22 protein-coding genes are annotated in these 21,623 nt (G+C 66.5%); 15 read left to right on the plus strand and 7 right to left on the minus strand.

Features of this window, described 5'->3' with window-relative positions; translation table 11 throughout:
• The first annotated feature begins 684 nt into the window (after positions 1-684).
• Genes AUL28_RS22615 through AUL28_RS10375 form a run of 3 tightly spaced genes read left to right on the plus strand, consistent with a single transcriptional unit; the run spans position 685 to position 2,780 of the window.
• Positions 685-840, plus strand: coding sequence for a TadE/TadG family type IV pilus assembly protein (locus tag AUL28_RS22615; protein ID WP_156419956.1), 156 nt, complete (start codon positions 685-687; stop codon positions 838-840).
• A 54-nt stretch (positions 841-894) separates the two neighbouring features.
• A complete protein-coding gene (locus AUL28_RS10370; RefSeq protein WP_062232157.1) occupies positions 895-1,134 on the plus strand; it encodes a hypothetical protein in 240 nt (79 codons plus the stop codon).
• Positions 1,131-2,780, plus strand: coding sequence for a pilus assembly protein TadG-related protein (locus AUL28_RS10375; protein ID WP_062232159.1), 1,650 nt, complete (start codon positions 1,131-1,133; stop codon positions 2,778-2,780). Before AUL28_RS10370 ends, AUL28_RS10375 begins: the two co-directional genes overlap by 4 nt.
• A 61-nt stretch (positions 2,781-2,841) precedes the next feature.
• Here AUL28_RS10375 and AUL28_RS10380 read toward each other — a convergent pair whose 3' ends face one another.
• From AUL28_RS10380 to AUL28_RS10390, 3 genes are all read right to left on the minus strand, one after another.
• Positions 2,842-3,219, minus strand: a complete 378-nt coding sequence (locus AUL28_RS10380; protein WP_062232161.1) for a helix-turn-helix domain-containing protein — start codon at positions 3,217-3,219, stop codon at positions 2,842-2,844.
• 512 nt (positions 3,220-3,731) lie between these two features.
• Positions 3,732-4,073: a CsbD family protein gene (locus AUL28_RS10385; protein ID WP_062232163.1), complete on the minus strand. Its 342-nt coding sequence runs from the start codon at positions 4,071-4,073 to the stop codon at positions 3,732-3,734.
• 243 nt (positions 4,074-4,316) lie between these two features.
• Positions 4,317-5,228, minus strand: a complete 912-nt coding sequence (locus AUL28_RS10390) for a hypothetical protein (protein ID WP_062232165.1) — start codon at positions 5,226-5,228, stop codon at positions 4,317-4,319.
• Between the two features lie 351 nt (positions 5,229-5,579).
• On the opposite strand from AUL28_RS10390, the gene rpmI reads away from it, so the two are divergent.
• The 7 genes from rpmI (at position 5,580) to mepA (ending at position 12,977) form a co-directional block, all read left to right on the plus strand.
• Positions 5,580-5,780 carry a 50S ribosomal protein L35 gene (gene rpmI, locus AUL28_RS10395; RefSeq protein WP_055892255.1) on the plus strand — a complete coding sequence of 67 codons (201 nt, stop codon included), beginning with the start codon at positions 5,580-5,582 and terminating at the stop codon, positions 5,778-5,780.
• A 39-nt stretch (positions 5,781-5,819) separates the two neighbouring features.
• The gene (rplT, locus tag AUL28_RS10400) at positions 5,820-6,239 is read left to right on the plus strand and encodes a 50S ribosomal protein L20 (RefSeq protein WP_058602583.1); all 420 of its coding nucleotides are present in this window, start codon (positions 5,820-5,822) and stop codon (positions 6,237-6,239) included.
• Positions 6,240-6,463: 224 nt separating this feature from the next.
• Positions 6,464-7,546, plus strand: a complete 1,083-nt coding sequence (gene pheS / locus AUL28_RS10405) for a phenylalanine--tRNA ligase subunit alpha (protein ID WP_062232167.1) — start codon at positions 6,464-6,466, stop codon at positions 7,544-7,546.
• Between the two features lie 87 nt (positions 7,547-7,633).
• The gene (locus AUL28_RS10410; RefSeq protein WP_058636906.1) at positions 7,634-8,050 is read left to right on the plus strand and encodes a hypothetical protein; all 417 of its coding nucleotides are present in this window, start codon (positions 7,634-7,636) and stop codon (positions 8,048-8,050) included.
• Between the two features lie 60 nt (positions 8,051-8,110).
• Complete coding sequence (gene pheT / locus AUL28_RS10415; protein WP_062232169.1) at positions 8,111-10,525, plus strand: phenylalanine--tRNA ligase subunit beta; 2,415 nt, start codon at positions 8,111-8,113, stop codon at positions 10,523-10,525.
• A 146-nt stretch (positions 10,526-10,671) separates the two neighbouring features.
• Positions 10,672-11,661, plus strand: coding sequence for a Gfo/Idh/MocA family protein (locus AUL28_RS10420; protein ID WP_062232171.1), 990 nt, complete (start codon positions 10,672-10,674; stop codon positions 11,659-11,661).
• Positions 11,662-11,879: 218 nt separating this feature from the next.
• Positions 11,880-12,977, plus strand: coding sequence for a penicillin-insensitive murein endopeptidase (gene mepA / locus AUL28_RS10425; protein WP_062232223.1), 1,098 nt, complete (start codon positions 11,880-11,882; stop codon positions 12,975-12,977).
• A 16-nt stretch (positions 12,978-12,993) separates the two neighbouring features.
• On the opposite strand, the gene bioB is transcribed toward mepA, so the two are convergent.
• The 3 genes from bioB to AUL28_RS10440 form a co-directional block, all read right to left on the minus strand.
• Positions 12,994-13,974: a biotin synthase BioB gene (gene bioB / locus AUL28_RS10430; protein WP_062232173.1), complete on the minus strand. Its 981-nt coding sequence runs from the start codon at positions 13,972-13,974 to the stop codon at positions 12,994-12,996.
• The gene (locus AUL28_RS10435) at positions 13,971-14,531 is read right to left on the minus strand and encodes a biotin transporter BioY (protein ID WP_062232175.1); all 561 of its coding nucleotides are present in this window, start codon (positions 14,529-14,531) and stop codon (positions 13,971-13,973) included. The genes bioB and AUL28_RS10435 overlap by 4 nt, the downstream gene beginning before the upstream one ends.
• A 103-nt stretch (positions 14,532-14,634) precedes the next feature.
• Positions 14,635-15,273 carry a GntR family transcriptional regulator gene (locus tag AUL28_RS10440; RefSeq protein WP_062232176.1) on the minus strand — a complete coding sequence of 213 codons (639 nt, stop codon included), beginning with the start codon at positions 15,271-15,273 and terminating at the stop codon, positions 14,635-14,637.
• Positions 15,274-15,413: 140 nt separating this feature from the next.
• On the opposite strand from AUL28_RS10440, the gene AUL28_RS10445 reads away from it, so the two are divergent.
• From AUL28_RS10445 to AUL28_RS10465, 5 genes are all read left to right on the plus strand, one after another.
• Positions 15,414-16,436, plus strand: coding sequence for a glucokinase (locus AUL28_RS10445; protein WP_062232178.1), 1,023 nt, complete (start codon positions 15,414-15,416; stop codon positions 16,434-16,436).
• Between the two features lie 91 nt (positions 16,437-16,527).
• Entirely contained in the window at positions 16,528-18,342 is a 1,815-nt protein-coding gene (locus AUL28_RS10450) for an ABC transporter ATP-binding protein (protein ID WP_062232225.1), read from the plus strand.
• Positions 18,339-19,154, plus strand: coding sequence for a 4-hydroxy-tetrahydrodipicolinate reductase (gene dapB / locus AUL28_RS10455; protein WP_062232180.1), 816 nt, complete (start codon positions 18,339-18,341; stop codon positions 19,152-19,154). The genes AUL28_RS10450 and dapB overlap by 4 nt, the downstream gene beginning before the upstream one ends.
• Before the next feature lie 61 nt (positions 19,155-19,215).
• A complete protein-coding gene (locus AUL28_RS10460; RefSeq protein ID WP_062232182.1) occupies positions 19,216-19,836 on the plus strand; it encodes a 2,3-bisphosphoglycerate-dependent phosphoglycerate mutase in 621 nt (206 codons plus the stop codon).
• 160 nt (positions 19,837-19,996) lie between these two features.
• Complete coding sequence (locus AUL28_RS10465; RefSeq protein WP_062218321.1) at positions 19,997-20,404, plus strand: DUF4864 domain-containing protein; 408 nt, start codon at positions 19,997-19,999, stop codon at positions 20,402-20,404.
• A gap of 143 nt (positions 20,405-20,547) precedes the next feature.
• Here the strand turns inward: AUL28_RS10465 and AUL28_RS10470 are convergent, their stop codons facing one another.
• Positions 20,548-21,564 carry an aldo/keto reductase gene (locus tag AUL28_RS10470; protein ID WP_062232184.1) on the minus strand — a complete coding sequence of 339 codons (1,017 nt, stop codon included), beginning with the start codon at positions 21,562-21,564 and terminating at the stop codon, positions 20,548-20,550.
• Positions 21,565-21,623 lie beyond the last annotated feature (59 nt).

Genomic DNA, 21,623 nt, shown 5'->3' on the forward strand with positions numbered 1-21,623 from the left:
GGCCGCGCCTTCATACCAGACATGGCGTGGCGATCAACCGCCGCGCTCGGGTGGCCGTCGCGTGCTTCCCGCAATTCCCTCGCCAAATCATGGAGTTCTCACAGCCTGTCGCTGTCTGAAGGCCGAATGGAAAGGACCACCAGAGCGCAAGCCTTGATTGGCACAGGCTGAGTTTCCCAACGCGGCTCGTCGCCCTGCGTTGCCGAGTATACAGTGACCACGGCGCCTTGATCGCCCCCGGCAAAGTAGCGGCCGCATGGACGGCGCAGGCCGGAAGGATGCAACAGGCTCGTCGTTTTGACAGCGCTATCGGCTGGCCCATCGTACCGCTCCCTCCGCTCTGCGGGCGGGCGAGCACGCGTCCGGCGCCCCCATATCAGACGATCTCCACCCAACGGCACCTCACCGCGAGATTGCATCCTCAAAGTTACAATCCAAAGGAATGCATGGCACTGCAGGGCATACCCCTGGAACATGACCTCCTCCGGCTATGGGTAAAGCTATTCGACAGATCACTGATATTAAACGTCTTTTAAGGCGACCGATTGCCCCCCGCAGCGTCGAACAACACCTTCCGGTGTGTAAACCAATCGTAAACCGTAACCTCAAGTTGCCGTAGCCGAAATCTCTTCGAGTGGTACGCTCTTCTTCGACACAACACCCGGTAGAACAGCCGAGACTCCCATGAGCCGCGCTTCTCGACACGCCTTTCCTATCCCACTCCATCTTGGCATTCGCTTTTTCCTGCGGTCGAAGCGAGGCAGCAATTCCGTCGAGTTCGCCATTCTGGCGCCGATCCTCTGCCTTCTTCTGCTGGGCTCGGCCTATGTCGGCCTTTAGATCGGACGAGCCCATTCGCTCGCGCAGATCGCCGCCGACGTCTCGCGCTATGCTATGGTCGGCGAGACGCCGGACCAGCGGCAAGCCATGGCGCTGCGCTGGCTGGACACGACCGGCAAGGGCTATCCCCTGATCGACCCGCTTCAGCTCCGCGTCGAAGTCAGCGAGACATTCGACATGATGCATGTCTCCGTCTCCTACGACATGTCCGACCTGCCTTTGCCCGAACTGGTTCGCCAAAGCGTTCCCTTGCCCCAGTCGGTGGTTCGCACGGCGGCGGTGCTGCTCCCATGACGCGGCTCGGTCTGTTTTCGCGTCTGGCGCATAACCGAGCCGGTTCGGTCGCGCTCACCTTCTGCATCGCCCTTCCGGTCCTGGTGGGCGCTAGCGCCTTCGCAACCGATATGGGCAATGTCTTTCTTCAACGCCGCGCCTTGCAGGGCGCGACGGATGCGGCGGCCCTCGCCGCCGCGAGCCAGCCTTCGAAGGCGGACGGCATGGTGCGCCGCGTGCTGGACGCGAACGGGCAGAAGGATGCCCGCTTCGCCTTGACTTTCGGCGAGTACCAGACCGACGCCTCGGGCAACCGCGGCTTCGCGCCCAAGGCAGGCGGGTCGGTGGTGCGGGTGAACACGTCCCACGATGTCGAGCTTCATTTCGCCAGCATTTTCGGCCTGACGCGCGAAACGGTCGGCACGCAGGCCGAGGCGGCGCGCACGCCCATCGTTTCGCTCTCGGCCGGGAGCCGCCTGGCGAGCGTCGAACCCAAGATCGTCAACGCCCTTCTGGGCAACCTTCTGGGCATCTCGCTCGACCTCAAGATCGCCGATTACAACGCGCTTCTCACCACGAGCCTGCCGCTCAAGCCGCTCCTGTCAGGCCTCGCGCAGGCTCTGGGTGAATCGCCGGTCAATGCGACGCTGGGGCACGTTCTGACAACGCCTCTCAAGCTCTCGGTGGTGATCGATCTTCTGGCCGCCCAGAGCGATGCCAAGGGAAACAAGTCGGCTGCCGCCACGCTGCGCAAGATGGCGCAGCAAACGAAATCATCCGCCGCGATGGTGAAGCTCGGCGATGCGCTGGCGCTCGATCCCGCGCTACACGGTTCATCGCTGGGTCACGTGGCCGCGCGCGTCTCCTCCTCCATTTCCGTCATCGGTCTGGTGAACGCGCTGCTCGACCAGCGCCATGTCGGGATGGAAGTCTCGGCCGGCGTGGACGCGGCGGGCCTCGCCTCGGTTTCGCTCGACCTGATCTTGGGGGAGCGCATGAAGAAGGCGCAAAGCCTCGCCGTGTCCGACAGGACGGCGATCATTGCCACCGACCAGCTCAAGATGCGGCTGCGGCTCGGCCTCCTGGAGAACTCCGCGCTCAAGCTCCTGAACACGAAGGTCGAGCTTCCCCTCGAACTCGTCGTGGCGGGCGGCACGGCTGAGGTCGTCTCCGCCACTTGCTCCGACAATCTTTGGGAGCGTGAGGTCAAAGTCGCGATCCATCCGGGACTCGCGCGCCTGTCCCTCGGCGACACGAGCCGCCGGTCCCTCGCCCAGGTCCACCTTCACGACCGGCTGGAGCCGGCGATCATCGCCAAGGTTCTGGGCTTGCCGGTTGTCGAGGGCTCGGCCCAGATCGTGGCGGCCGACAAGCTCAAGATCGTCACCTTCCGAGGCAACGAGATCGGCAGCGGCGTCACCAAGTCCGGCGAAACCAAGTCGATCCTCACCAGCCTCCTCGGCTCGGTCCTCGGCGAAACGCGCCTGAGATTGCTGGGGCTTCCGATCGGCAACCTGCTCGATCCGCTCAAGGAACTGCTCACCGCCGCCGTCTCGCCGGTGGACACGCTCCTGAACGCGGTTCTGGCCGCGGTCGGGGTGCGCGTCGGAGAGATGGACGTGCGCGTGGACGATCTCGTGTGCAGTCAGGCTCGGCTCGTCGGATAAAGCGCACCGACGGCGAGTCCGACGAACCTGCGCGTAGACGTGGCGGCCGATCGGGGGGCGATCAGCTGCCGTTCGCGCCGAGATGAGAGCTGGGTCGGCGCTGATCGAGAACGCGCAGCAAGCCTTCCAGATGATGCCGCAGCTGCGCATCGGGAATGCGCCCGAGCACCGCCTGCATGGAGGGGTCGGCTTCGCTCTCGACCGCGCAGGAGCCCGCGCCGGGGAGGCCTTCGAAAAAATAGGACGGCTCGACGTTGAAGAAACCAGCGAGCCGATAGAGCGTGCTCGCGGAAATGCGATTATCGCCCGACTCGTACTTGCGGATCTGCTGGTAGGTGACGCCGAGCCCATGCCCGACCGCCTGCAACGACAGGTTCTGCTCGGTGCGCAGTGCCCGGAGACGAGAACCGATATGGGAATCGACGGGATCAATGGACACGGATTTGACTTCTATCCAGAGGGCTACGGACTAGGCTGGCCCAACTCACCGGAGATTCGGATGTCGAGCAACGGCATATCGGCGCGGCGCAAGCCGATCCAGACGTTCGTTCGATGAGTGAAACCATGCGAGCGTCAACTCCAGACTGTGCATTTCATCGCAATACAACTTGCGACCATTGAATTTCTAACCTATACTGACTATTCGCAGGAGCATCGGAACGCGATGCCATGGCGAAAGACAGCCGCTTTTTGCAACTCGGCCGATGTCCAACCTCGCCCCACGCAAGAGCCGGGCATGATTGCCTAAGACCATTCTGGACGAAAGGTCTTAAATTACCTTTTGTACGATTAATTCCGGCGATTGTGGGATTCTCTTATCCCGTGATATGCACGGGCTCACCCTCAGCGACCGTCGAATACCGTCGGCTGACGCCCGGGACGGAACATCAGCTCACACGAAAAACCCCGCGAGGTGCCAAGCACCTGCGGGGTTGATGGAAACCGGCTGGTTTAATGTCGGTCGCGGACGCTGAGGCCGAGAAGGAAGCCCAGAAGTCCTGCCAGAAGCAGGGCCGATAGGGGATTTTCGTGCACTTGGCGGCGAACGACCTTTCCGCCCTCCTGCACGTAAGTGCCTGCATTCTCATAAAGATCGGCGGCGTATTTCGACGCCTCGTGCGTTGCTTCGCGCAAAGCTTCGCGCCCTTGGCCGTAAAGATTCTGCGCTGCGCCCTCGGCCTGCTTCAATCGACCTTCGGCGGAGTTGCGATCCGAACCCACGGCGTCGCCGAAAGCACCCTGCACTCGTCCGCCCAGTTCACGGGCTGCGCCCTCGAAACGGTTCCTGTCCAAAACATGACCTCCTGGCTGATCACAATTTCAGCGTCGGAGATTTAAATCGCTTAGGCGGGAATTGGTTCGACACAGGATGCGATTTTTTCACGCGCAGCCCACGACGCGTCATTGATCGGCGCAGGCTCTGCAACCCACCTGTCGAGATGGTGATTCGCGACAACACTCATTGAAGTCAGCCCCTCGAAACGGGAGGCAGACTTCGCGAGCCCAGTCCTGCTTCATTCCGCCCGAGATCGGCCCCTACGCCTCGTGCGAGGCCCGTGTCCAGGTCGTGTCGTCGAGGGATGTGGTCTGCGTGAAAGCGAGCGGCGCCGAACGCCGATCGGTGATGTGAGCCTGATGCTCGGGCAGGAAGGGCCGCAAGGTCACGACCACGCAGCCCGACTCCACTTCGCCCGTTGGAAGCACGGGGAAGCCCGACGCATGAGCCAACGAGAACACCGACATCTCGCCGAAGGCCCCGCCGAACCGATCGAGCATATCGAAGCTCGCACGCTCGGCTTGCCCGTCGCGCAGGATTTCGCAGGCCTGGCAGAAGGCCGCGTAATTGTCCTGCAAGGTCGGGCGCACGGCGCCTTCCCGGCCGAAGGGTCGGAACAGGGCGCGGGTTCGCAGCAGGTCGTCCGACGCCATATTGGCAAAGCGCAGATGAAGATGGGGATCCACCAGCATCACGCCGAAGGGCAGTGGGTCCCAGAGATCGCGCATTTGGGCGAACTCGGCGCGCCCTGAACCGCGCAGGCCGCGAAACACCTGAAACGAGGCCGTCAGCGTGGCACCGAGGCGAGACAGCAGAATTTTCGCCTGGTAGGCATCGGCCGACCAGATCTCGACCTTCCAGACGCCGCTCGCCGTTTCCGCCAGAACCATCGACGCATCGCAGGGGCGCACGCCCTCCGCCTCGACCGAGCCGTCGCTCTGGCGACGCCCGGCGCGCCGATCCGCACTCGTGCCCAGAGCGTTCAGCCGAATGGCCGGCCCCGTCATGCCGTGGGGATGAAATCCGATCCGGCAATGGCCGGCACTGACGGCTTCGCCGATGCCGCGAGCCAGTTGGCTCCAGATGCGCACGTCGAACGACGCTTCGCGCAACTGCTCGAGCAGGAACTCGATCCGGGTCTCAAAAGCGGAAGGTGACGCGATGGCTTTCATACGAAGGAAAATTCCATGAACTGCGACGGAGCACAATTGCAGAACTAAGGGGTGATGAGACGCAAAGGCCGATCTGTAGATTCGTAGGCGACTGACCATCTGGAAAACCAAAGCCGCGCCCCAACGGCACGACCGCGAAACACTCCAGCGACGGCACGGCGCGACCAAAGACGGTTGCATCGCGACGCGAGCCCCCGTATAAGCCGCCCGTTCGTATGAACTGGCCGGCAGGGCATGCCGTGCCTGTTCGAATGCTGACGCGACCTTCGAGATCCTTCGATGCGTGGCTGGCGCGGCTCTTCCGGGAGCCGGTGTCCGGCCTTTTCGCGGTCCTACTGTCAGGAGAGCAAAATGCCCAAGATGAAGACGAAGTCGGCCGCCAAGAAGCGGTTCCGCATGACCGCCTCCGGCAAGGTCAAGGCGGGTGCCGCCGGCAAGCGCCACGGCATGATCAAGCGCTCCAACGACTTCATTCGCAACGCGCGCGGATCGATGATCCTCAGCGAGGCGGATGCCAAGATCGTCAAAGTCTACATGCCTTACAACCGCTAAGCGGTTCCAAGGCTTATCGATTTTTCAAGGAGATAGATCATGGCACGCGTCAAGCGGGGCGTAACGTCCCATGCCAAGCACAAGAAGACCCTGAAGGCCGCCAAGGGCTTTTATGGCCGCCGCAAGAACACGATCCGCGCCGCCAAGGCTGCGGTCGATCGTTCCAAGCAGTTCGCCACGCGCGACCGCCGCGTCAAGAAGCGCAACTTCCGCGCCCTGTGGATCCAGCGCATCAACGCCGGCGTGCGCGAGCACGGCCTGACCTACGCCCGCTTCATCGACGGCCTCAACAAGGCCGGCATCGAGGTGGACCGCAAGGTTCTGTCCGACATCGCCATCCATGAGCCGGAAGCCTTCACGGCTCTGGTCGAGAAGGCCAAGACGGCCCTCGCCTACATCAAGGACGGCCAGTTCCCCGGCGCCTACGAGCGCGCCGTCGGCGAGAAGCAGGCCGCGTAAGGCAGCCCGTCTTCGGATCGTTTGAAAGGCCCGCGCGGATCACGCTCCGCGCGGGCCTTTTTCGTTGGCGGCCCGCGCCCCTCGAATCCCCACCCGGCTTGCTTCGCGGGGGCGAGACACACTACAGGGTGTTGCGACCCTGGCTTCGGGCTGCCGCCCGCCGCCCTATCCCATGCCCGTGGCGTCAACCGCCACCTTCGTGCCTTTAAGGAGTTCAAACGGCCGTGACGGATCTCGACTCGCTCGAACGGCGCTTTGCCGAAGAGATTGACGCTGCCCGCGACGAGGCCGCACTGGAAGCCGTCCGCCTCGCCGCGCTCGGCAAGAAGGGCGAGATTTCCGAGCTTCTGAAAGGGCTCGGCAAGATGACGCCCGACGAGCGCCGCGACCAGGGCCCGCTCCTCAACGGCCTGCGCGACCGCGTGCAGTCCAAGCTGACCGAGAAGCGCGACGCGCTGGCCGAGGCCGCGATCTCCGCGCGCCTGGCGGCCGAGCGGCTCGACGTGACGCTGCCGGTGCGCTCCAACCCGCTGTCGCGCGGGCGCATCCATCCGATCAGCCAGGTCGTGGACGAGATCACCGCGATCTTCGCCGATATGGGCTTCTCGATCGCCGAAGGGCCGGACATCGAGACGGACCATTACAATTTCACCGCGCTGAACTTCCCCGAAGGCCACCCGGCGCGCGAGATGCACGACACGTTCTTCCTCCAGACGCCGGAAGGCGGCGAGCGTCGCCTCTTGCGCACGCACACCTCGCCCGTGCAGGTGCGCACGATGGAGACGCAGAAGCCCCCGATCCGCATCGTCATCCCCGGCAAGACCTATCGGCAGGATTCCGACGCGACCCACACGCCCATGTTCCATCAGGTGGAAGGGCTGGTGATCGACAAGTCGGCCAATATCGCCAACATGAAGTGGGTGCTGACCGAGTTCTGCAAGGCGTTCTTCGAGGTGCCTTCGCTCAAGATGCGCTTCCGGCCGAGCTTCTTCCCCTTCACCGAGCCGTCCATGGAGGTCGACATCCAGTGCGACCGCTCCGGCTCCGAAGTGCGCTTCGGCGAGGGCACGGACTGGATGGAGATCCTGGGCTGCGGCATGGTCCACCCCAATGTCCTGCGCGGCGTCGGGCTCGACCCGGACGAGTATCAGGGCTTCGCCTGGGGCATGGGCATCGATCGCATCGCCATGCTGAAATACGGCATGCCGGACCTGCGCGCCTTTTTCGACGCCGATTCGCGCTGGATCGAGCATTACGGCTTCCGTCCGCTCGACCTGCCGACCCTGTTCGGCGGCCTCAGCCAGTAAGCGTATAGGCGCAACGACATAGCGCAGACAGGGCGGCGCGAGACCGCGCCGCCGATGCAGCCTCCATCAGACGAAGGACAGGACGCCATGGCCAGAAACGCCGCAGACCTTGCCCGCTTCGCGGTGGTGGAGACGATCTCCGTTCTGGCGGGGGCCATTATCGGCACGCTCGTCATGGCGGCGTTCGGCTGGCTGTTCCTGTCGTTCGGCTTCGCCACGCTCGCTGCCTCGCCGCTCTTCTACGGGCAGGCGTTGGTGACGGTGGCGTTGTTCGCGCTTCTCTACGCCAAGCTTCCCGGCACGCCCGCCACGCTGGCGTCGCTCGCCGTCGGCATCGTGCTGCCCAGCATCATCGTGCGTTTCGCGGCCGATCGGGGTGACCCGCTCGGCACGCTTCTGGCGCTTCATCTCGTCTTCGCGCTCGCCGCCCTGTCGGTCTATCGCTTCGTCCATGCGAGCGGCCTCGTGCGCCGCGCCGCTGACGACGTGACCGATCGCTCGTAAGCCCGACGCTCCCTCCCCTTTCCCGGCCTCTCGCCGCTTCCAACGATCATTAGGCCCGTCATGAAGTTCACCCTGTCCTGGCTGAAGGACCATCTCGACACCGACGCCACGCTTGAGGAGATCGCCGAGCGCTTGACCTCGATCGGTCTCGAGGTCGAAGGCATCGACGACAAGGCGGGCCTGCGCCCCTTCACGATCGCGCGGGTGCTCGACGCCAAGCGCCACCCGGACGCCGACAAGCTCCAGATCCTCAGCGTCGACGCCGGCCCCTCGGTCAACGAGGGGAAGCCGCTGCAGGTCGTGTGCGGCGCGCCCAACGCCCGCGCCGGCCTCGTCGGCGTGCTCGGCCTGCCCGGCGCCTATGTGCCCGGCCTCGACGTGACGCTCGGCATCGGCAAGATCCGCGGCGTCGAGAGCTTCGGCATGATGTGTTCCGAGCGCGAGCTGGAGCTCTCCGAAGAGCATAACGGCATTATCGAACTGCCCGAGACCGCGCCTGTTGGCACGGCCTTCGCCGACTATGCCGGGCTCGCCGATCCCGTGATCGAAATCAACCTGACGCCGAACCGCCCGGACGCGACGGGCGTGGCGGGCATTGCGCGCGATCTCGCGGCCTCGGGCCTCGGCACGCTGAAGACGCCGGCGGTGGAGCGGATCGAAGGCGAAGGCGACTGCCCGGTTGCGCTGAATGTCGAAAGCCCGGTCTGCCGCGGCTTCGCGCTGCGGCTCGTTTCGGGCGTCAAGAACGGCCCGTCGCCGGAGTGGATGCAGAAGCGCCTGCGCGCCATCGGCCTGCGCCCGATCAACACGCTGGTGGACATCACCAACTACATCACCTTCGACCGGGGCCGCCCGCTCCATGTGTTCGATGCCAAGAAGGTGGACGGCGCGCTCACCGTTCGCGGCGCGAACGAGGGCGAGGAAATCCTGGCGCTGGACGGGCGCACCCATAAGCTCAGCGCGGGCACCTGCATCATCGCCGACGACAAAGGGCCGGAATCCATTGCTGGCATCATGGGCGGCGAGCATTCGGGCTGCGACGAGACGACGACCGAGGTGCTTGTCGAATCCGCGCTTTGGGAGCCGCTGGCGATCGCTCGCACGGGCCGCGCCATGGGCATCATCACCGACGCGCGCTATCGCTTCGAGCGCGGCGTCGATCCGGCCTTCATGGAAGGCGGGCTGGATCTGGCCACGCAAATGATCGTGGATCTCTGCGGTGGCGCGCCCTCGCGGCGCGTGGTGACGGCCGTTCAGCCGGTCGAGATGCCGCGCATCACGCTGCCCTTCACCGAGGTGAAGCGTCTGACCGGCCTCGACGTCTCCACCGAGCGTCAGGTCGACATCCTCGAAACGCTGGGCTTCACCGTCTCAGCTCAAGGCGAGACCGCCGAGGTGACCGCGCCGACTTGGCGCCCGGATATCGAGGGCAAGGCCGATCTCGTGGAAGAGATCATGCGTCTTGTCGGCGTCGATCACATCGAGCCGCAGCCGCTGGAGAAGCTTGCCGGCGTCAATGGCCGCATTCTCACCACGGCGCAGGTTCGCGACCGTGCCGCGCGCCGGGCGCTCGCCGCGCGCGGGCTGGCCGAGGCGGTCACCTATTCCTTCCTCTCGGCCTCAGCGGCGGAAGCCTTCGGCGGCGGACAGTCCGGCTTGAAGCTCGAGAACCCGATCGCGGCCGATCTCTCGGACATGCGCCCCTCGCTGTTGCCGAACCTTCTCCAGGCAGCACAGCGCAATGCGCAGCGCGGCTTTGCGGACACGGCCTTGTTCGAGGTCGGCGCGATCTATCGCTCCGTCGAGCCGGACGGCCAGCGGCGCGTCGCCGGCGGCATTCGGCGCGGCACGGCGGGCCACGCGGGCTCGGGGCGCGACTGGTCGGGCAACGCCGCTCCCGTCGGCGTGTTCGAGGCCAAGGCGGATGCGATCGCCGCGCTGGAGGCCATCGGCGTTCCGGCCGACCGGCTTCAGTTCGAGACGCCGGCCAGCGGCTGGTATCATCCCGGCCGCTCGGGCCGCATCAAGATGGGCCCGAAGACGGTTCTGGCCGAGTTCGGCGAGTTCCATCCGCGCGTCCTGAAAAGCCTCGACCTGTCGGGCACCTATGCCGGGTTCGAGGTCTTCCTCGACGAAGCGCCCGAGCAGAAGCGCAAGGCCACGCGCACCAAGCCGGTGTTGCAGCTCTCCAGCTTCCAGCCGGTGCGCCGCGACTTCGCCTTTGTCGTGCCCTCCGAGGTCGAGGCGATCAAGCTGGTGCGCGCGGCCGAGGGCGCGGACAAGAAGTTGATCGGCGAGGTGCGCGTCTTCGACATTTTCGAGGGCGCGGCGCTGGGCGAAGGGCGCAAGTCCATCGCCATCGAGGTGACGCTGAAGCCCGCCGACCGGACGCTGACGGAGGAGGATCTGGACGCCGTGTCGCAGAAGATCGTCGCGGCCGTCGCCAAGGCGACCGGCGGCACGCTGCGCGCCTAAACCAGCCCGGCCGGCGCGAACGGGCTTCGCGTCGGGCCATGGGCTCGATCACGTCATAGGGGTCATGGCGGCGGACGCGCGTTCGCCGCCTGCCCGGCGAGGCCCGCTCCGCGCGGGCCTTTCATTTCTGCAAGGGAGGAACATCCATGCTGCGTTGGGGCATTCTGTCGGGCGCGAAGATCGGCCGCGAGCACGTCATTCCGGGGATCGTGAAGGCGGAAGGCTGCGTCCTGTCGGCCATCGCCAGCCGCGACCTGTCGCGCGCGCAAGGGCTGGCCGAGCATTTCGGCGCGCGCCACGCCTTCGGCTCCTACGAGGCGCTTCTCGACAGCGCGGAGGTGGACGCGGTCTATATCCCGCTGCCGACCAGCCAGCATGTGGAATGGGCGCGCCGCGCCATCGAGGCCGGCAAGCATGTTCTGGTGGAAAAGCCGCTGGCGCTGAAGGCCGAGGCGATCGAGCCCCTGATCGCCGCGCGCGACAAGGCCGGCGTCGAGGTAGCGGAAGCCTTCATGGTGCGTTACCACCCGCAATGGGCCCTGGTGCGCGAGTGGATCGCGGACGGGCGCATCGGCCGCCTCTGCCATGTGCAGGGGGCCTTCTCCTATTACAATGTGGACCCCGCCAATATGCGCAACCAGCCGGAACTCGGCGGCGGCGCGCTTCCCGATATCGGCGTCTACCCCGTCGTCACCACGCGGCTTTCCACCGGCGCGGAGGCCGTCTCGGCCCGCGCCACGATCGAGCGCGATCCGACCTTCGGCACAGATCGCTTCGCCGATTGTTCGGTGGACTTTGCCGATTTCCGCCTGTCCTTCTATGTCGCGACCCAGATGGCCGCGCGCCAGACCATGGTCTTCCACGGCACGGAAGGGTTCATCGAGGTGGATGGCGCCTTCAATGCCGGGCTCTACGCGCAGGCCGCCGTGCATTGGCACGACCGCTCGCATGGCCGCTCGGAAACGGCGCGTTTCGGCGCGGCGGACCAGTATCGCCTCCAGGCCGAAGCCTTCGCGCGAAAGGTCGCGGGCGGCACTGAGCGTCTGTTCTCGCTGGAGGAATCCATCCTCAACCAGCGCGTGATCGACGCGTTCTACCGCTCCGGCGAAGCGGGCGGCTCGACCGTCCCGGTCTGAGGTCTTCCCGCGAAAGTCGATTTCCCCGCATGGACAAGGCGGGGAAACAACATCTCCGAGTTGTCGGGCGAACCTTCGTTCGGCGGACACACCCTGACGCCCGCGCTTCGCGTGGCGCTCCAGCTTCGGTCCATTCATCTGCCTTAGTTTCGGCCGATCCGTCCGGCTTGGCTCTGCCAGCCGGCATGGCCGATGCCGGCCGTCCGGAGGAACGCCCCATGCTGTCAGGTTCTCGCTCGCGCCTGTCGCTCGCAACGCTCGGGCTGGTTGCCGCCCTGTCCGGCCCCGCCGGCGCGCAGACGCCCGCCAAGGAACTGTTCGGCTCGGAAGCGACCCCCAGCGCCGGCCCGCCGCAGAGCATCGGCTTCTATTCCAAGGGCTGCCTGTCGGGCGCGATGGAAATGCCCAAGGACGGGCCGACCTGGCAGGTCATGAAGCCTTCGCGCAACCGCGCCTTCGCCCATCCGACCATGATCCGCTTTCTCCAGCGCCTGTCGGGCGACGCCGCGCGCGAGGCGCATTGGCGCGGGCTTCTGTTCGGGGACATGGCGCAGCCGCGCGGCGGCCCGATGAAGGACGGCCACGCCTCGCACCAGATCGGCCTCGACGCCGACATCTACCTGACCGAGATGCCGACGCGCCGCCTCTCGCCGCATGAGCGCGACACGATGCCCCTGCCCTCGGTGATCGACAAGCGCACCAACCGGATCGACCTGTCGCGCTGGCGGCCCGAGATGCTGAAGCTCATCCGCACCGCCGCGCGCGAGCCGGAGGTGGAGCGCATCTTCGTGCATCCCGGCATCAAGGAGCAGCTCTGCAAGACGGCGGGCCGCGACCGGGCTTGGCTCAACAAGGTGCGCCCGATGTTCGGGCACGATTATCATTTCCACGTGCGCATCTCGTGCCAGCCGGGCTCGCCCAATTGCCAGTCGCAGGAATCGACCGGCAAGGGCGATGGCTGCGACAAGCTCGATTGGTGGTTCAACGTCGCGCTGCGCCCGCCCCCGCCCAACGCCAAGCCTTGGAAGAAGCCGCCTCCGATCTTCATGGCGGCCCTCCCGAAGGCCTGCGCGGCCGTGCTCAACCAGCCGGCGGCCAAGGGCGGCGCGGTGATGGCCGCCTCGCCCGCGCCGAGCCTGCCGCAACCGCCGCCGCCCGTCGCCGCCGCCATGTCGGACGATTTCGACGACAACGCGCAGCCGGCGCCCATCGCAAGCCCCGCGCCGCCGCCTTTGGCGCCCGCCACCAGCACCCCGGCCTATGCGCCGGAGCCTCCCGGCGGATTGCCCATGCCGCGTTTCCGCCCGGCCCGTTGAGCCGGGCGAAAGCCGCTCAGAGCCTTCCAGCCTCCGCGCCGCTTCCCTGAGGGCCGATCGCGGCGAAGAGCGCCGCGTCGTCACCGATGCCCGCATTGGGCGTCGTCAGCAGCGTTTCGCCATAGAAGATGGAATTCGCCCCCGCAAGGAAGCAGAGGATCTGCGCCTCGCGGGTGAGCTGCGAGCGGCCGGCCGACAGGCGCACCCGCGCCTTCGGCATGACGAGCCGCGTCGCCGCCACCATGCGCACGAGATCGAGCGCGTCGACCCGCTCGCGACCCGCCAGCGGCGTTCCCTCCACAGGCACCAACGCGTTGATCGGCACGCTTTCGGGGTGCGGGTCGAAGCCGGACAGAACCTGCAACAGGCTGGCGCGATCCATCACGCTCTCGCCCATCCCCACGATGCCGCCGCAGCACAGCTCGATCCCCGCTCTGCGAACGAGACCAAGGGTCTCCAGCCGGTCGCGGTAGGTCCGCGTCGAGATGATGCGCTCGTAGAATTCGGGCGAGGTGTCGAGATTGTGGTTATAGGCGGTGAGGCCTGCGCGGACGAGGCGCTCGGCCTGATGCGGCTTCAACATGCCGAGCGTGACGCAGGCTTCCATGCCGAGGGCGCGCACGCCCTCCACCATCTCCACCACCGCGTCGAACTCGCGTCCGTCCCGCACCTCGCGCCAGGCCGCGCCCATGCAGAAGCGCGAGGCCCCGGCCGCCTTGGCGGTTTGCGCCAGGGCGATGACCTTGTCCGGCTCCATCAAACGGTCGCGCGTCAGCTCGACCTCGCGGTGATGGGCCGATTGCGGGCAATAGGCGCAATCCTCCGGGCAGCCGCCGGTCTTGATCGACAGGAGACTGGCGCGCTGGACATGATCGGGATCGTGATGGGCGCGGTGCACGGCCTGCGCGCGGCCGACGAGGTCGAGCAGCGGCGCTTCGAGAAGCGCGGTGATCTCGGCCACGGTCCAATCATGACGGATCAGACTATCGGCGCTCATCGGCGCAGGCTCACGCGGCGCGGCAGGGCAAGGCTTGCCACCGCCAGGATCGCGATCTTGAGGAGATCGCCCGGCACGAACGGCCAGACGCCGACGCTCAGGATCTTGTCCGCTGGCACCAAAAGCGAGAGCCAAGCCGCGCCGCAGGCATAGACGAGGGCGAGGCCGGCCAGCATGGCGCCAAAGCGCCCGAGGAACTTGCGCCCCGCCGCCCAGTGGCCGACCAAGGCCGAAGCGAGAAGGAAACCCAGGAGATAGCCCGCTGTCGGTCCCATCATATAGGCCAAGCCGATGCCGCGCTCGGGCGTACCGGAGAAGACGGGCAGCCCCGCCGCACCGGCCGCGAGATAGGCCAGAAAGATCGAGACCGCCAAGCGAGGGCCTAGAAACAGCGCAAAGCCCATCACGGCCATCGTGTGCAGCGTCATTGGCACAGGCCAGAAGGGAATCTGCGCCTTCGCGGCCAGCGTCATGAGGATGACGCCGGCGGGAATCACAACAAGCTGGGGAAGGATGCCAAACCGGGATGGATGCGTGGACGAGGCTGGGGTCGCCATCGGAACCTCTTTATCTATTATTTTTGGCGGATCGCCTCCCGATCATGATGCGAATTCTCTGATTCGCTCAACGACTCTCAAAATAATAGATAAGCGCGATGTGTTACGTGCGCCCCCTTGAGTGCGTCACCTGCCCGATCCGCTGCACATGCCGCGCCAGCGTCGAGGCCGCACCTTCGGCATCTCCCGCCCGGAGCGCCAAGAGAATGGCGCGGTGGTCGCGGTCGGTCGGCGCGTCCCATTCCGCCCGCCAGCCCGAAAATAGGAAGCGCGCGCTGGCAGCCTGAAGATCGTCGATCGTCTGCAGAAGGCGCGGCATCGCGCAGGGCGCAAGGATCGTGCGGTGAAAGGCGCGGTTCGCCTCTTCCCAGGCCTGCACATTCGCGGCCCGGTCGCTCGCCTCCACAGCCCGCTCGGCCTCATTCAGGATCGAGCGCGTCAGATGCGGAAAGGCGTGGCGGAGCGCGAGGCTTTCCAGCGCCGCGCGCATCTCGGCGACCTCCCGCACTTCGGCTGGGCTGAACCCCGCCACACGCACGCCCCGGCGCGGTTCGCTCACGACAAGCCCCTGGGCCTCCAGCCGCCGAAAGGCCTCGCGCACCGGCACATGGCTGGCGTTGAACTCCAGCGCCACATGATCCTGCCGCAGCTTCACGCCCGGCGCGATCGCGCCTGAAATGATGCGCTCGGCCAGCGCGCGACTGATTCTGACCGCCAGCGGGTCGTCTTTGGCAATGCTCATGCGTGCGCGATAATCTATAAAACCCGATACGTCGATGCGCCCGTGTCAGCGCATCGCACGAGGCGCGACGCAGCGCCTTTTTCCCGCAACGTTGCGGTGCTATGGCTCGGCCTTCTTCAAACAATTGAAACCGGACCGGCATGACTCCGACGCACGATTCCGCCGAAAACCTGAAGTTTCCGATCCTGATCGGCGACATCGGAGGCACCAATGCCCGGTTCGCCCTTCTGGTGGACGCCTTCGCCGAGCCGAAGAACTTCCCGATCGTCCAGACCGCCGATTTCCCCAATATCGACGACGCGATCCAGGCGACCGTTCTCGACAAGACCTCGATCCAGCCGCGCTCGGCCGTGCTCGCCATTGCCGGCCCGATCAGCGGCGACGAAATCGAGCTGACCAATTGCCATTGGGTGGTGCGCCCTCGCCGGTTGATCGAGGATCTCGGCTTCGAAGACGTGTTGCTCGTCAACGACTTCGAAGCGCAGGCGCTCGCCGTTTCGGCTCTGCCGGACGCCGGCCGCGAGGCGATCGGCCCCGCCGGCACGCCGCATGACGGCGCGCGCGTCGTGGTCGGCCCCGGCACGGGCCTCGGCGTCGCGGGCCTCGTCAAGGCGCGGCGCATGTGGATTCCCGTCGCGGGCGAAGGTGGCCATATCGACCTCGGCCCCCGCAGCGCGCGCGATCTCGCCATCTGGCCCTATCTGGAGACGATCGGCGGGCGCGTTTCGGCCGAGCAGGTCCTGTGCGGACGCGGCCTCGTCAATCTCTACAACGCCATCGGGCGCGCCGACGGGCGCGAGGTGCAGCCGCATTCCCCCGCCTCGATCACGGCGGCGGCCGGTGCGGGCGACGAAACGGCCCGCGAAGCCATCCGCCTCTTCGGCATCTATCTCGGGCGCGTGGCGGGCGATCTGGCGCTCGTCTTCATGGCGCGCGGCGGCGTTTTCATCGCGGGCGGCATCTTCGGCCACATCGCACCCTATATCGACCGTGCCGCCATGCGCGCCGCCTTCGAGGACAAGGCGCCCCACGAAGCGCTCTTACGCGACATGCCGCTCTACGCCATCACGCTGCCGCTGGCGGCGCTGGCGGGGCTCGCCACATTCGCCCGCGCGCCGCGTTCCTACGGGCTCGAGACCACCAACCGGCGCTGGACGCGCTGACGCTCTTTATCCCCCGCACCGCCGCGCCTGTAGGCAGGAGCGGCGGCAGCGGCTATAGAGCGAGCCGACGATGAACCGGCCGGCCCGATCCTTGACGAAGACCACTCTCTCCTTGAGCGAACCCCGTCAGCGGGGCGAGGCGCTCCATCTGCTTCGCCGCGTGATCGCGGAAAACGGGCGCGAGCATCTCGCCGGCTACGCGGTGGCGGCCCTGTGCCTGGTCGTGGTGGCGCTCACCACGGCCTTCATGGCCTGGGTGATGCGCGACGTGATCGACGAGATTTTCGTCGCCGGCAACCGGGCCATGCTGTTCACGCTGCCCTTCGCGATCTTCTTCGCCTTCTTTCTGCGCGGCATCGCCTCCTATGGGCAGGGCGTCATCCTGGCGCGGATCGGCAATGATGTCGTGGCGCGCTACCAGCGCCGCCTGTTTGCCCATCTCACCGAACTCTCGGTCGACTTCTTCGGCGAAACGCGCTCGGCGCAGCTCGCCGCGCGCATCAACCAGAATGTCTCGGGAATTCGCGATACGCTGAATCTCACGGTCACGTCGCTGGCGCGCGATCTCCTGACGCTGATCTTCCTGATCTTCGCCATGATCTGGCAGGACTGGGCGCTGTCGCTGATCGCGCTGACCGCCGGCCCGCCCATCGCCATTATGATCTCGCGCCTGTCGCGCAAGCTGCGCAAGGCGACGCGACAGTCGATCGACCTCAACAGCCGGGTTCTCGGCTCCATGCAGGAAGCGGCGCAGGGCATTCAGGTGGTGAAGGCCTTCACCATGGAAAAGCTCCTGCGCGCGCGCACCGACGATCTGATCGAAAAGGCGGAAGAGCGCTCCAACCGCATCGCCATCATCACCGAGCGCTCCGGCCCGATCACCGAGACGGTGGCCGGCATCGCGGTGGCGGCCGTGATCGCCTGGTCGGGCTATCGCTCGATCGTCTACGGCTATTCGCCGGGCTCGATGTTCGCCTTCATCACGGCGCTGCTCCTGGCCTACGACCCCGCGCGCCGCCTCGCCAAGCTTCAGGTGCAGATGGAGCGCGCGCTCGTGAACGCCAAGATGATCTACGAGATCCTGGACGAGACGCCGCGACAGGCCGACGCGCCGGGCGCCAAGCCGCTCTCCGTCGCGGGCGGCGAAATCCGCTTCGACGCCGTATCTTTCGGCTATCATGCCGACGAGCCGGTCTTGCGCGAACTCTCCTTCACCGCGCCCCCCGGCCGAACCACGGCGCTGGTCGGCGCGTCCGGCGGCGGCAAGTCCACGATCATCGCGCTGATCGAGCGCTTCTACGACACGCGGTCGGGCCGCATCCTGATCGACGGGACGGATATCGGCGCCGTCACCAAGCATTCGCTGCGCTCGGCCATCGCCTATGTGCCCCAGAGCCCCGTTCTGTTCGAAGGCTCGATCCGAGACAATATCCGCTTCGGCCGGCCGGAAGCCTCCGACGCCGAGGTGGAAGACGCCGCGCGTAAGGCGCAGGCCGAGGAGTTCATCCTCACCCAGCCGCTCGGCTACGAGACGCCGGTGGGTGAAAACGGCGTGACGCTTTCGGGCGGCCAGCGCCAACGCCTGTCGATCGCCCGCGCGCTCCTGCGCGACGCGCCGATCCTGCTTCTCGATGAGGCGACCTCGGCGCTCGACACGCGGTCCGAAGTCTTGGTGCAGCGCGCGCTGGAAACCGCGATGCGCGACCGCACCGTCATCGTCGTCGCCCATCGCCTGTCCACCATCGTCGGCGCGGACCAGATCCTTGTCGTGGATCGCGGCCGGATCGCCGAAAGCGGGACGCATCAGGAGCTTCTGACCCGTCCGAACGGGCTTTACGCCCGTCTGCACGGCTTTCAGGGCGGGGCGGACGCTTCCGAAACCATCAAAACGGAGACCTTGTCATGAGCGAGCCGATGAAGCTGGTGATCCTGGGCGCCGCCGGGCGCATGGGCCGCACGCTGGTGCGCGTCGTCAAGGAAACCGACGGCGCCAAGCTTTCCGCCGCGATCGAGCGCGAGGGTTCGCTGGCGCTCAGCAGCGATGCCGGGGAACTGGCCGGGGCCGGCCATCTCGGCATTCCCGTCTCCAGCGATCTGGCGGCCGCCCTGGACGCGGCGGACGGCGTGATCGACTTCACCGCACCGGCCTCCAGCGTCGCGGTGGCCAACGAGGTTGCTCGGCGTGGGCTGGTCCATATCATCGGCACGACCGGCTGCTCGGAAGGCGACGATGCCGCGATCGCGGCAGCGGCACAGGCCGGCGCGCGGATCGTCAAGTCCGGCAACATGAGTCTGGGCGTCAATCTTCTCGCCGTTCTGGCGGAGCAGGCGGCGCGCGCCTTGGGACCGGATGCGTTCGACATCGAAATCCTCGAAATGCACCACCGCCACAAAGTGGACGCCCCGTCCGGCACCGCGCTGCTTCTCGGCGAAGCAGCGGCGGCGGGGCGTGAGATCGTCTTGAAGGACCAGTCCGTGCGGGTGCGCGATGGCCATACCGGCCCGCGCGAGGCCGGCACGATCGGCTTTGCCACACTGCGCGGCGGCTCGGTGGTGGGCGATCATCAGGTGATCCTCGCCGGCGAGGGCGAGCGCATCGAGCTGAGCCACCGGGCGGAGGATCGCGCCATCTTCGCGCGCGGGGCCGTGCGTGCCGCGCTCTGGGCGCGAGGCCAAGCGCCGGGTCTTTATTCGATGCGTCAGGTGCTCGGCTTCTGACGCTCCAAAGGTTTTCCACCTCTCGTCCACATCATACGTTCACCCAAGGGAGTTCGCCTTCATGTCCCGCACCCTCGTGCTCGTCCGCCACGGCCAGAGCGACTGGAACCTCAAGAACCTCTTCACCGGCTGGCGCGACCCGGATCTGACGGAACTCGGCGTGGAAGAGGCCAAGGCGGCCGGGCGGCGTCTCAAGGCGGCCGGGCTGCAGTTCGACATCGCCTTCACCAGCGCCCTGTCCCGCGCCCAGCGCACGCTCAAGCTCATCCAGGGCGAGCTCGGCCAGGAGGGGCTGGAGACGATCCGCGATCAGGCGCTGAACGAGCGCGACTATGGCGATCTGTCGGGCCTCAACAAGGACGACGCCCGCGCCAAGTGGGGCGAGGAGCAGGTCCATATCTGGCGCCGTTCCTATGACGTGCCCCCTCCGGGCGGCGAGTCGCTGAAGGACACGGGCGCGCGCGTCTGGCCCTATTACATCCACCGCATTCAGCCGCATGTCCTGTCCGGCGGCACGGTGATCGTCGCGGCCCATGGCAACTCGCTGCGCGCCCTCATCATGGCGCTGGACGGGCTGACGGGCGAGGAGATCGTCGCGCAGGAACTCGCGACGGGCGTGCCCATCGTCTACAACCTGAACGCCGATTCCACCGTCGCTTCCAAGGAAGTTCTGGCGGGCTGACCGTCACGAAGCCTGCCCCGTTTCAGCCGGGGTGGGCATCACGAACAGACAGTGGGGTGGCGCCTCGGTGCCGCCCTTCTTATACGCCGCGTCAACTTGGCGCTTGCGGGATCGCCATTCTGAACGGATGCTGAGGCCTTCCCTTGGAAGGAGGCATCGCATGCGCCGCGTTCTCCTCGGTTTTATCGCCCTGGTCGCCCTAGCTCATCCGGCGCTGGCGGACGATGGCAGCGATGCTCGCGCCACGATCGGCGGGCAGCTCGAAGCCTTTCGCGCCGACGATGGAGCGCGGGCCTATGCCTTCGCCGCTCCTAATATCCAGCGCCTCTTTCCCTCGCCCGAGATTTTTCTGAGCATGGTGGCGCAGGCCTATCCCGCCGTTCACCGCGCCGGCAACGTCACCTTCGGCGCGCTGAAGGCCGAGGGGGCCGGGCTGCGTCAGGAGGTCTACCTGTCGGATGCCAAGGGGCAGAGCTGGATCGCCAGCTACACGCTGGAGCGCCAGCCGGACGGCTCGCTGAAGATCACCGGCTGCCAGATGCGCAAGGGCAACGACATCGGGGCTTGACGATCGGGCGGGTTGGCAACCGCCTCACCCTCGCCGCCCGCGTCGGTGCGGTGTGCGACATGGGCTCCGCCGAACCTCTCGATCCCTCGCGGGCCCCTTGCGGAGGGCGAGAAGGGGCGCGCGAATCGCCCCTCCCTTCGACCTCAGTCGCGATAAGCGCCTTGTCGCTCCAGCATCCAGCCGGGATATTCGGCGGGCAGGCGCGACACGGCGTCGAGCTTGGCGAGATCGTCCGCGCTCAACTCAACTTTCGTCGCGCCGATATTGTCGGAGAGCTGCTCCGGCCGCCGGGCTCCGATGATGACGCTGGTCACCACGCTCTGGTGCAGCAGCCAGCTGAGCGCCACCTGCGCCACTGTGCAGCCCCGGGCGTCGGCCACCTCACGCATCGCCGCGATCACCGCGCCACCGCGCGTGCGGTCTACCGGCGGGAAGTCGAACGTGGCGCGCCGCCCGTCCGCGCCGGTGCCCTCGCCGTCATATTTGCCCGAGAGATAGCCGCCGGCCAGCGGGCTCCAGACCATGAGGCCGATGCCCTCGGACTGAAGCATGGGCGCGATGTCACGTTCGAGATCGCGGCCGACCAGCGTGTAATAGGCTTGAAGGGAGAGAATGGGCGCGAGCCGGCGCATCTCGGCGATGCCGACCGCCTTCATCACCTGCCAGGCCGCCCAGTTGGACAGGCCGAGATAGCGCACATGCCCGTGGCGCACGAGCGTGTCCAGCGCCTCCAGGGTCTCCTCGATCGGCACCGCCTTGTCGAAACCATGGATCTGGTAGAGGTCGATATGGTCGAGCCCCAGCCGCTGAAGGCTCTGCTTGCATTGGGAGAGGATATGAGAGCGCGACGCGCCGCGCGCGTTCGGCCCCGCCCCCATCGGCCCCAGCACCTTGGTGGCCACCACGACATCGTCCCGCGCGACACCGAGATTCTGGAGCGAGCGGCCGAGAATGCGCTCGCTTTCGCCGCCCGCATAGACATTGGCCGTGTCGATGAAATTGATGCCGGCATCCAGCGCCGTCTTCACCAGCGCGTCGGCCTCGTCCTGCCCGAGCCGACCGATCTGGCTCCACATGCCCTCGTTGCCGCCGAAGGTCATGGTGCCCAGGCACAGTTCCGAAACGAAAAGGCCGCTATGGCCGAGCTGTCGCATCCGCATGGATCATCTCCTTGAAAGCGTGGCGATGGGCCGAACCTAAGGCGCGGGGTCGCCTTTGC

Origin of the sequence: Aureimonas sp. N4 (genome assembly GCF_001463925.1) — a bacterium.
Lineage (GTDB): Bacteria > Pseudomonadota > Alphaproteobacteria > Rhizobiales > Rhizobiaceae > Aureimonas > Aureimonas ureilytica_A.

Coding starts and splice junctions, on each gene's coding strand:
- AUL28_RS10465 (WP_062218321.1), top strand. CDS start 19,997: ATGCGCCGCGTTCTCCTCGGTTTTATCGCCCTGGTCGCCCTAGCTCAT.
- AUL28_RS10460 (WP_062232182.1), top strand. CDS start 19,216: ATGTCCCGCACCCTCGTGCTCGTCCGCCACGGCCAGAGCGACTGGAAC.
- AUL28_RS10440 (WP_062232176.1), bottom strand. CDS start 15,273: ATGAGCATTGCCAAAGACGACCCGCTGGCGGTCAGAATCAGTCGCGCG.
- pheT (WP_062232169.1), top strand. CDS start 8,111: ATGAAGTTCACCCTGTCCTGGCTGAAGGACCATCTCGACACCGACGCC.
- AUL28_RS10410 (WP_058636906.1), top strand. CDS start 7,634: ATGGCCAGAAACGCCGCAGACCTTGCCCGCTTCGCGGTGGTGGAGACG.
- AUL28_RS10375 (WP_062232159.1), top strand. CDS start 1,131: ATGACGCGGCTCGGTCTGTTTTCGCGTCTGGCGCATAACCGAGCCGGT.
- rpmI (WP_055892255.1), top strand. CDS start 5,580: ATGCCCAAGATGAAGACGAAGTCGGCCGCCAAGAAGCGGTTCCGCATG.
- rplT (WP_058602583.1), top strand. CDS start 5,820: ATGGCACGCGTCAAGCGGGGCGTAACGTCCCATGCCAAGCACAAGAAG.
- mepA (WP_062232223.1), top strand. CDS start 11,880: ATGCTGTCAGGTTCTCGCTCGCGCCTGTCGCTCGCAACGCTCGGGCTG.
- AUL28_RS10370 (WP_062232157.1), top strand. CDS start 895: ATGGTCGGCGAGACGCCGGACCAGCGGCAAGCCATGGCGCTGCGCTGG.
- bioB (WP_062232173.1), bottom strand. CDS start 13,974: ATGAGCGCCGATAGTCTGATCCGTCATGATTGGACCGTGGCCGAGATC.
- AUL28_RS10420 (WP_062232171.1), top strand. CDS start 10,672: ATGCTGCGTTGGGGCATTCTGTCGGGCGCGAAGATCGGCCGCGAGCAC.
- AUL28_RS10390 (WP_062232165.1), bottom strand. CDS start 5,228: ATGAAAGCCATCGCGTCACCTTCCGCTTTTGAGACCCGGATCGAGTTC.
- AUL28_RS22615 (WP_156419956.1), top strand. CDS start 685: ATGAGCCGCGCTTCTCGACACGCCTTTCCTATCCCACTCCATCTTGGC.
- dapB (WP_062232180.1), top strand. CDS start 18,339: ATGAGCGAGCCGATGAAGCTGGTGATCCTGGGCGCCGCCGGGCGCATG.
- AUL28_RS10435 (WP_062232175.1), bottom strand. CDS start 14,531: ATGGCGACCCCAGCCTCGTCCACGCATCCATCCCGGTTTGGCATCCTT.
- AUL28_RS10470 (WP_062232184.1), bottom strand. CDS start 21,564: ATGCGGATGCGACAGCTCGGCCATAGCGGCCTTTTCGTTTCGGAACTG.
- AUL28_RS10445 (WP_062232178.1), top strand. CDS start 15,414: ATGACTCCGACGCACGATTCCGCCGAAAACCTGAAGTTTCCGATCCTG.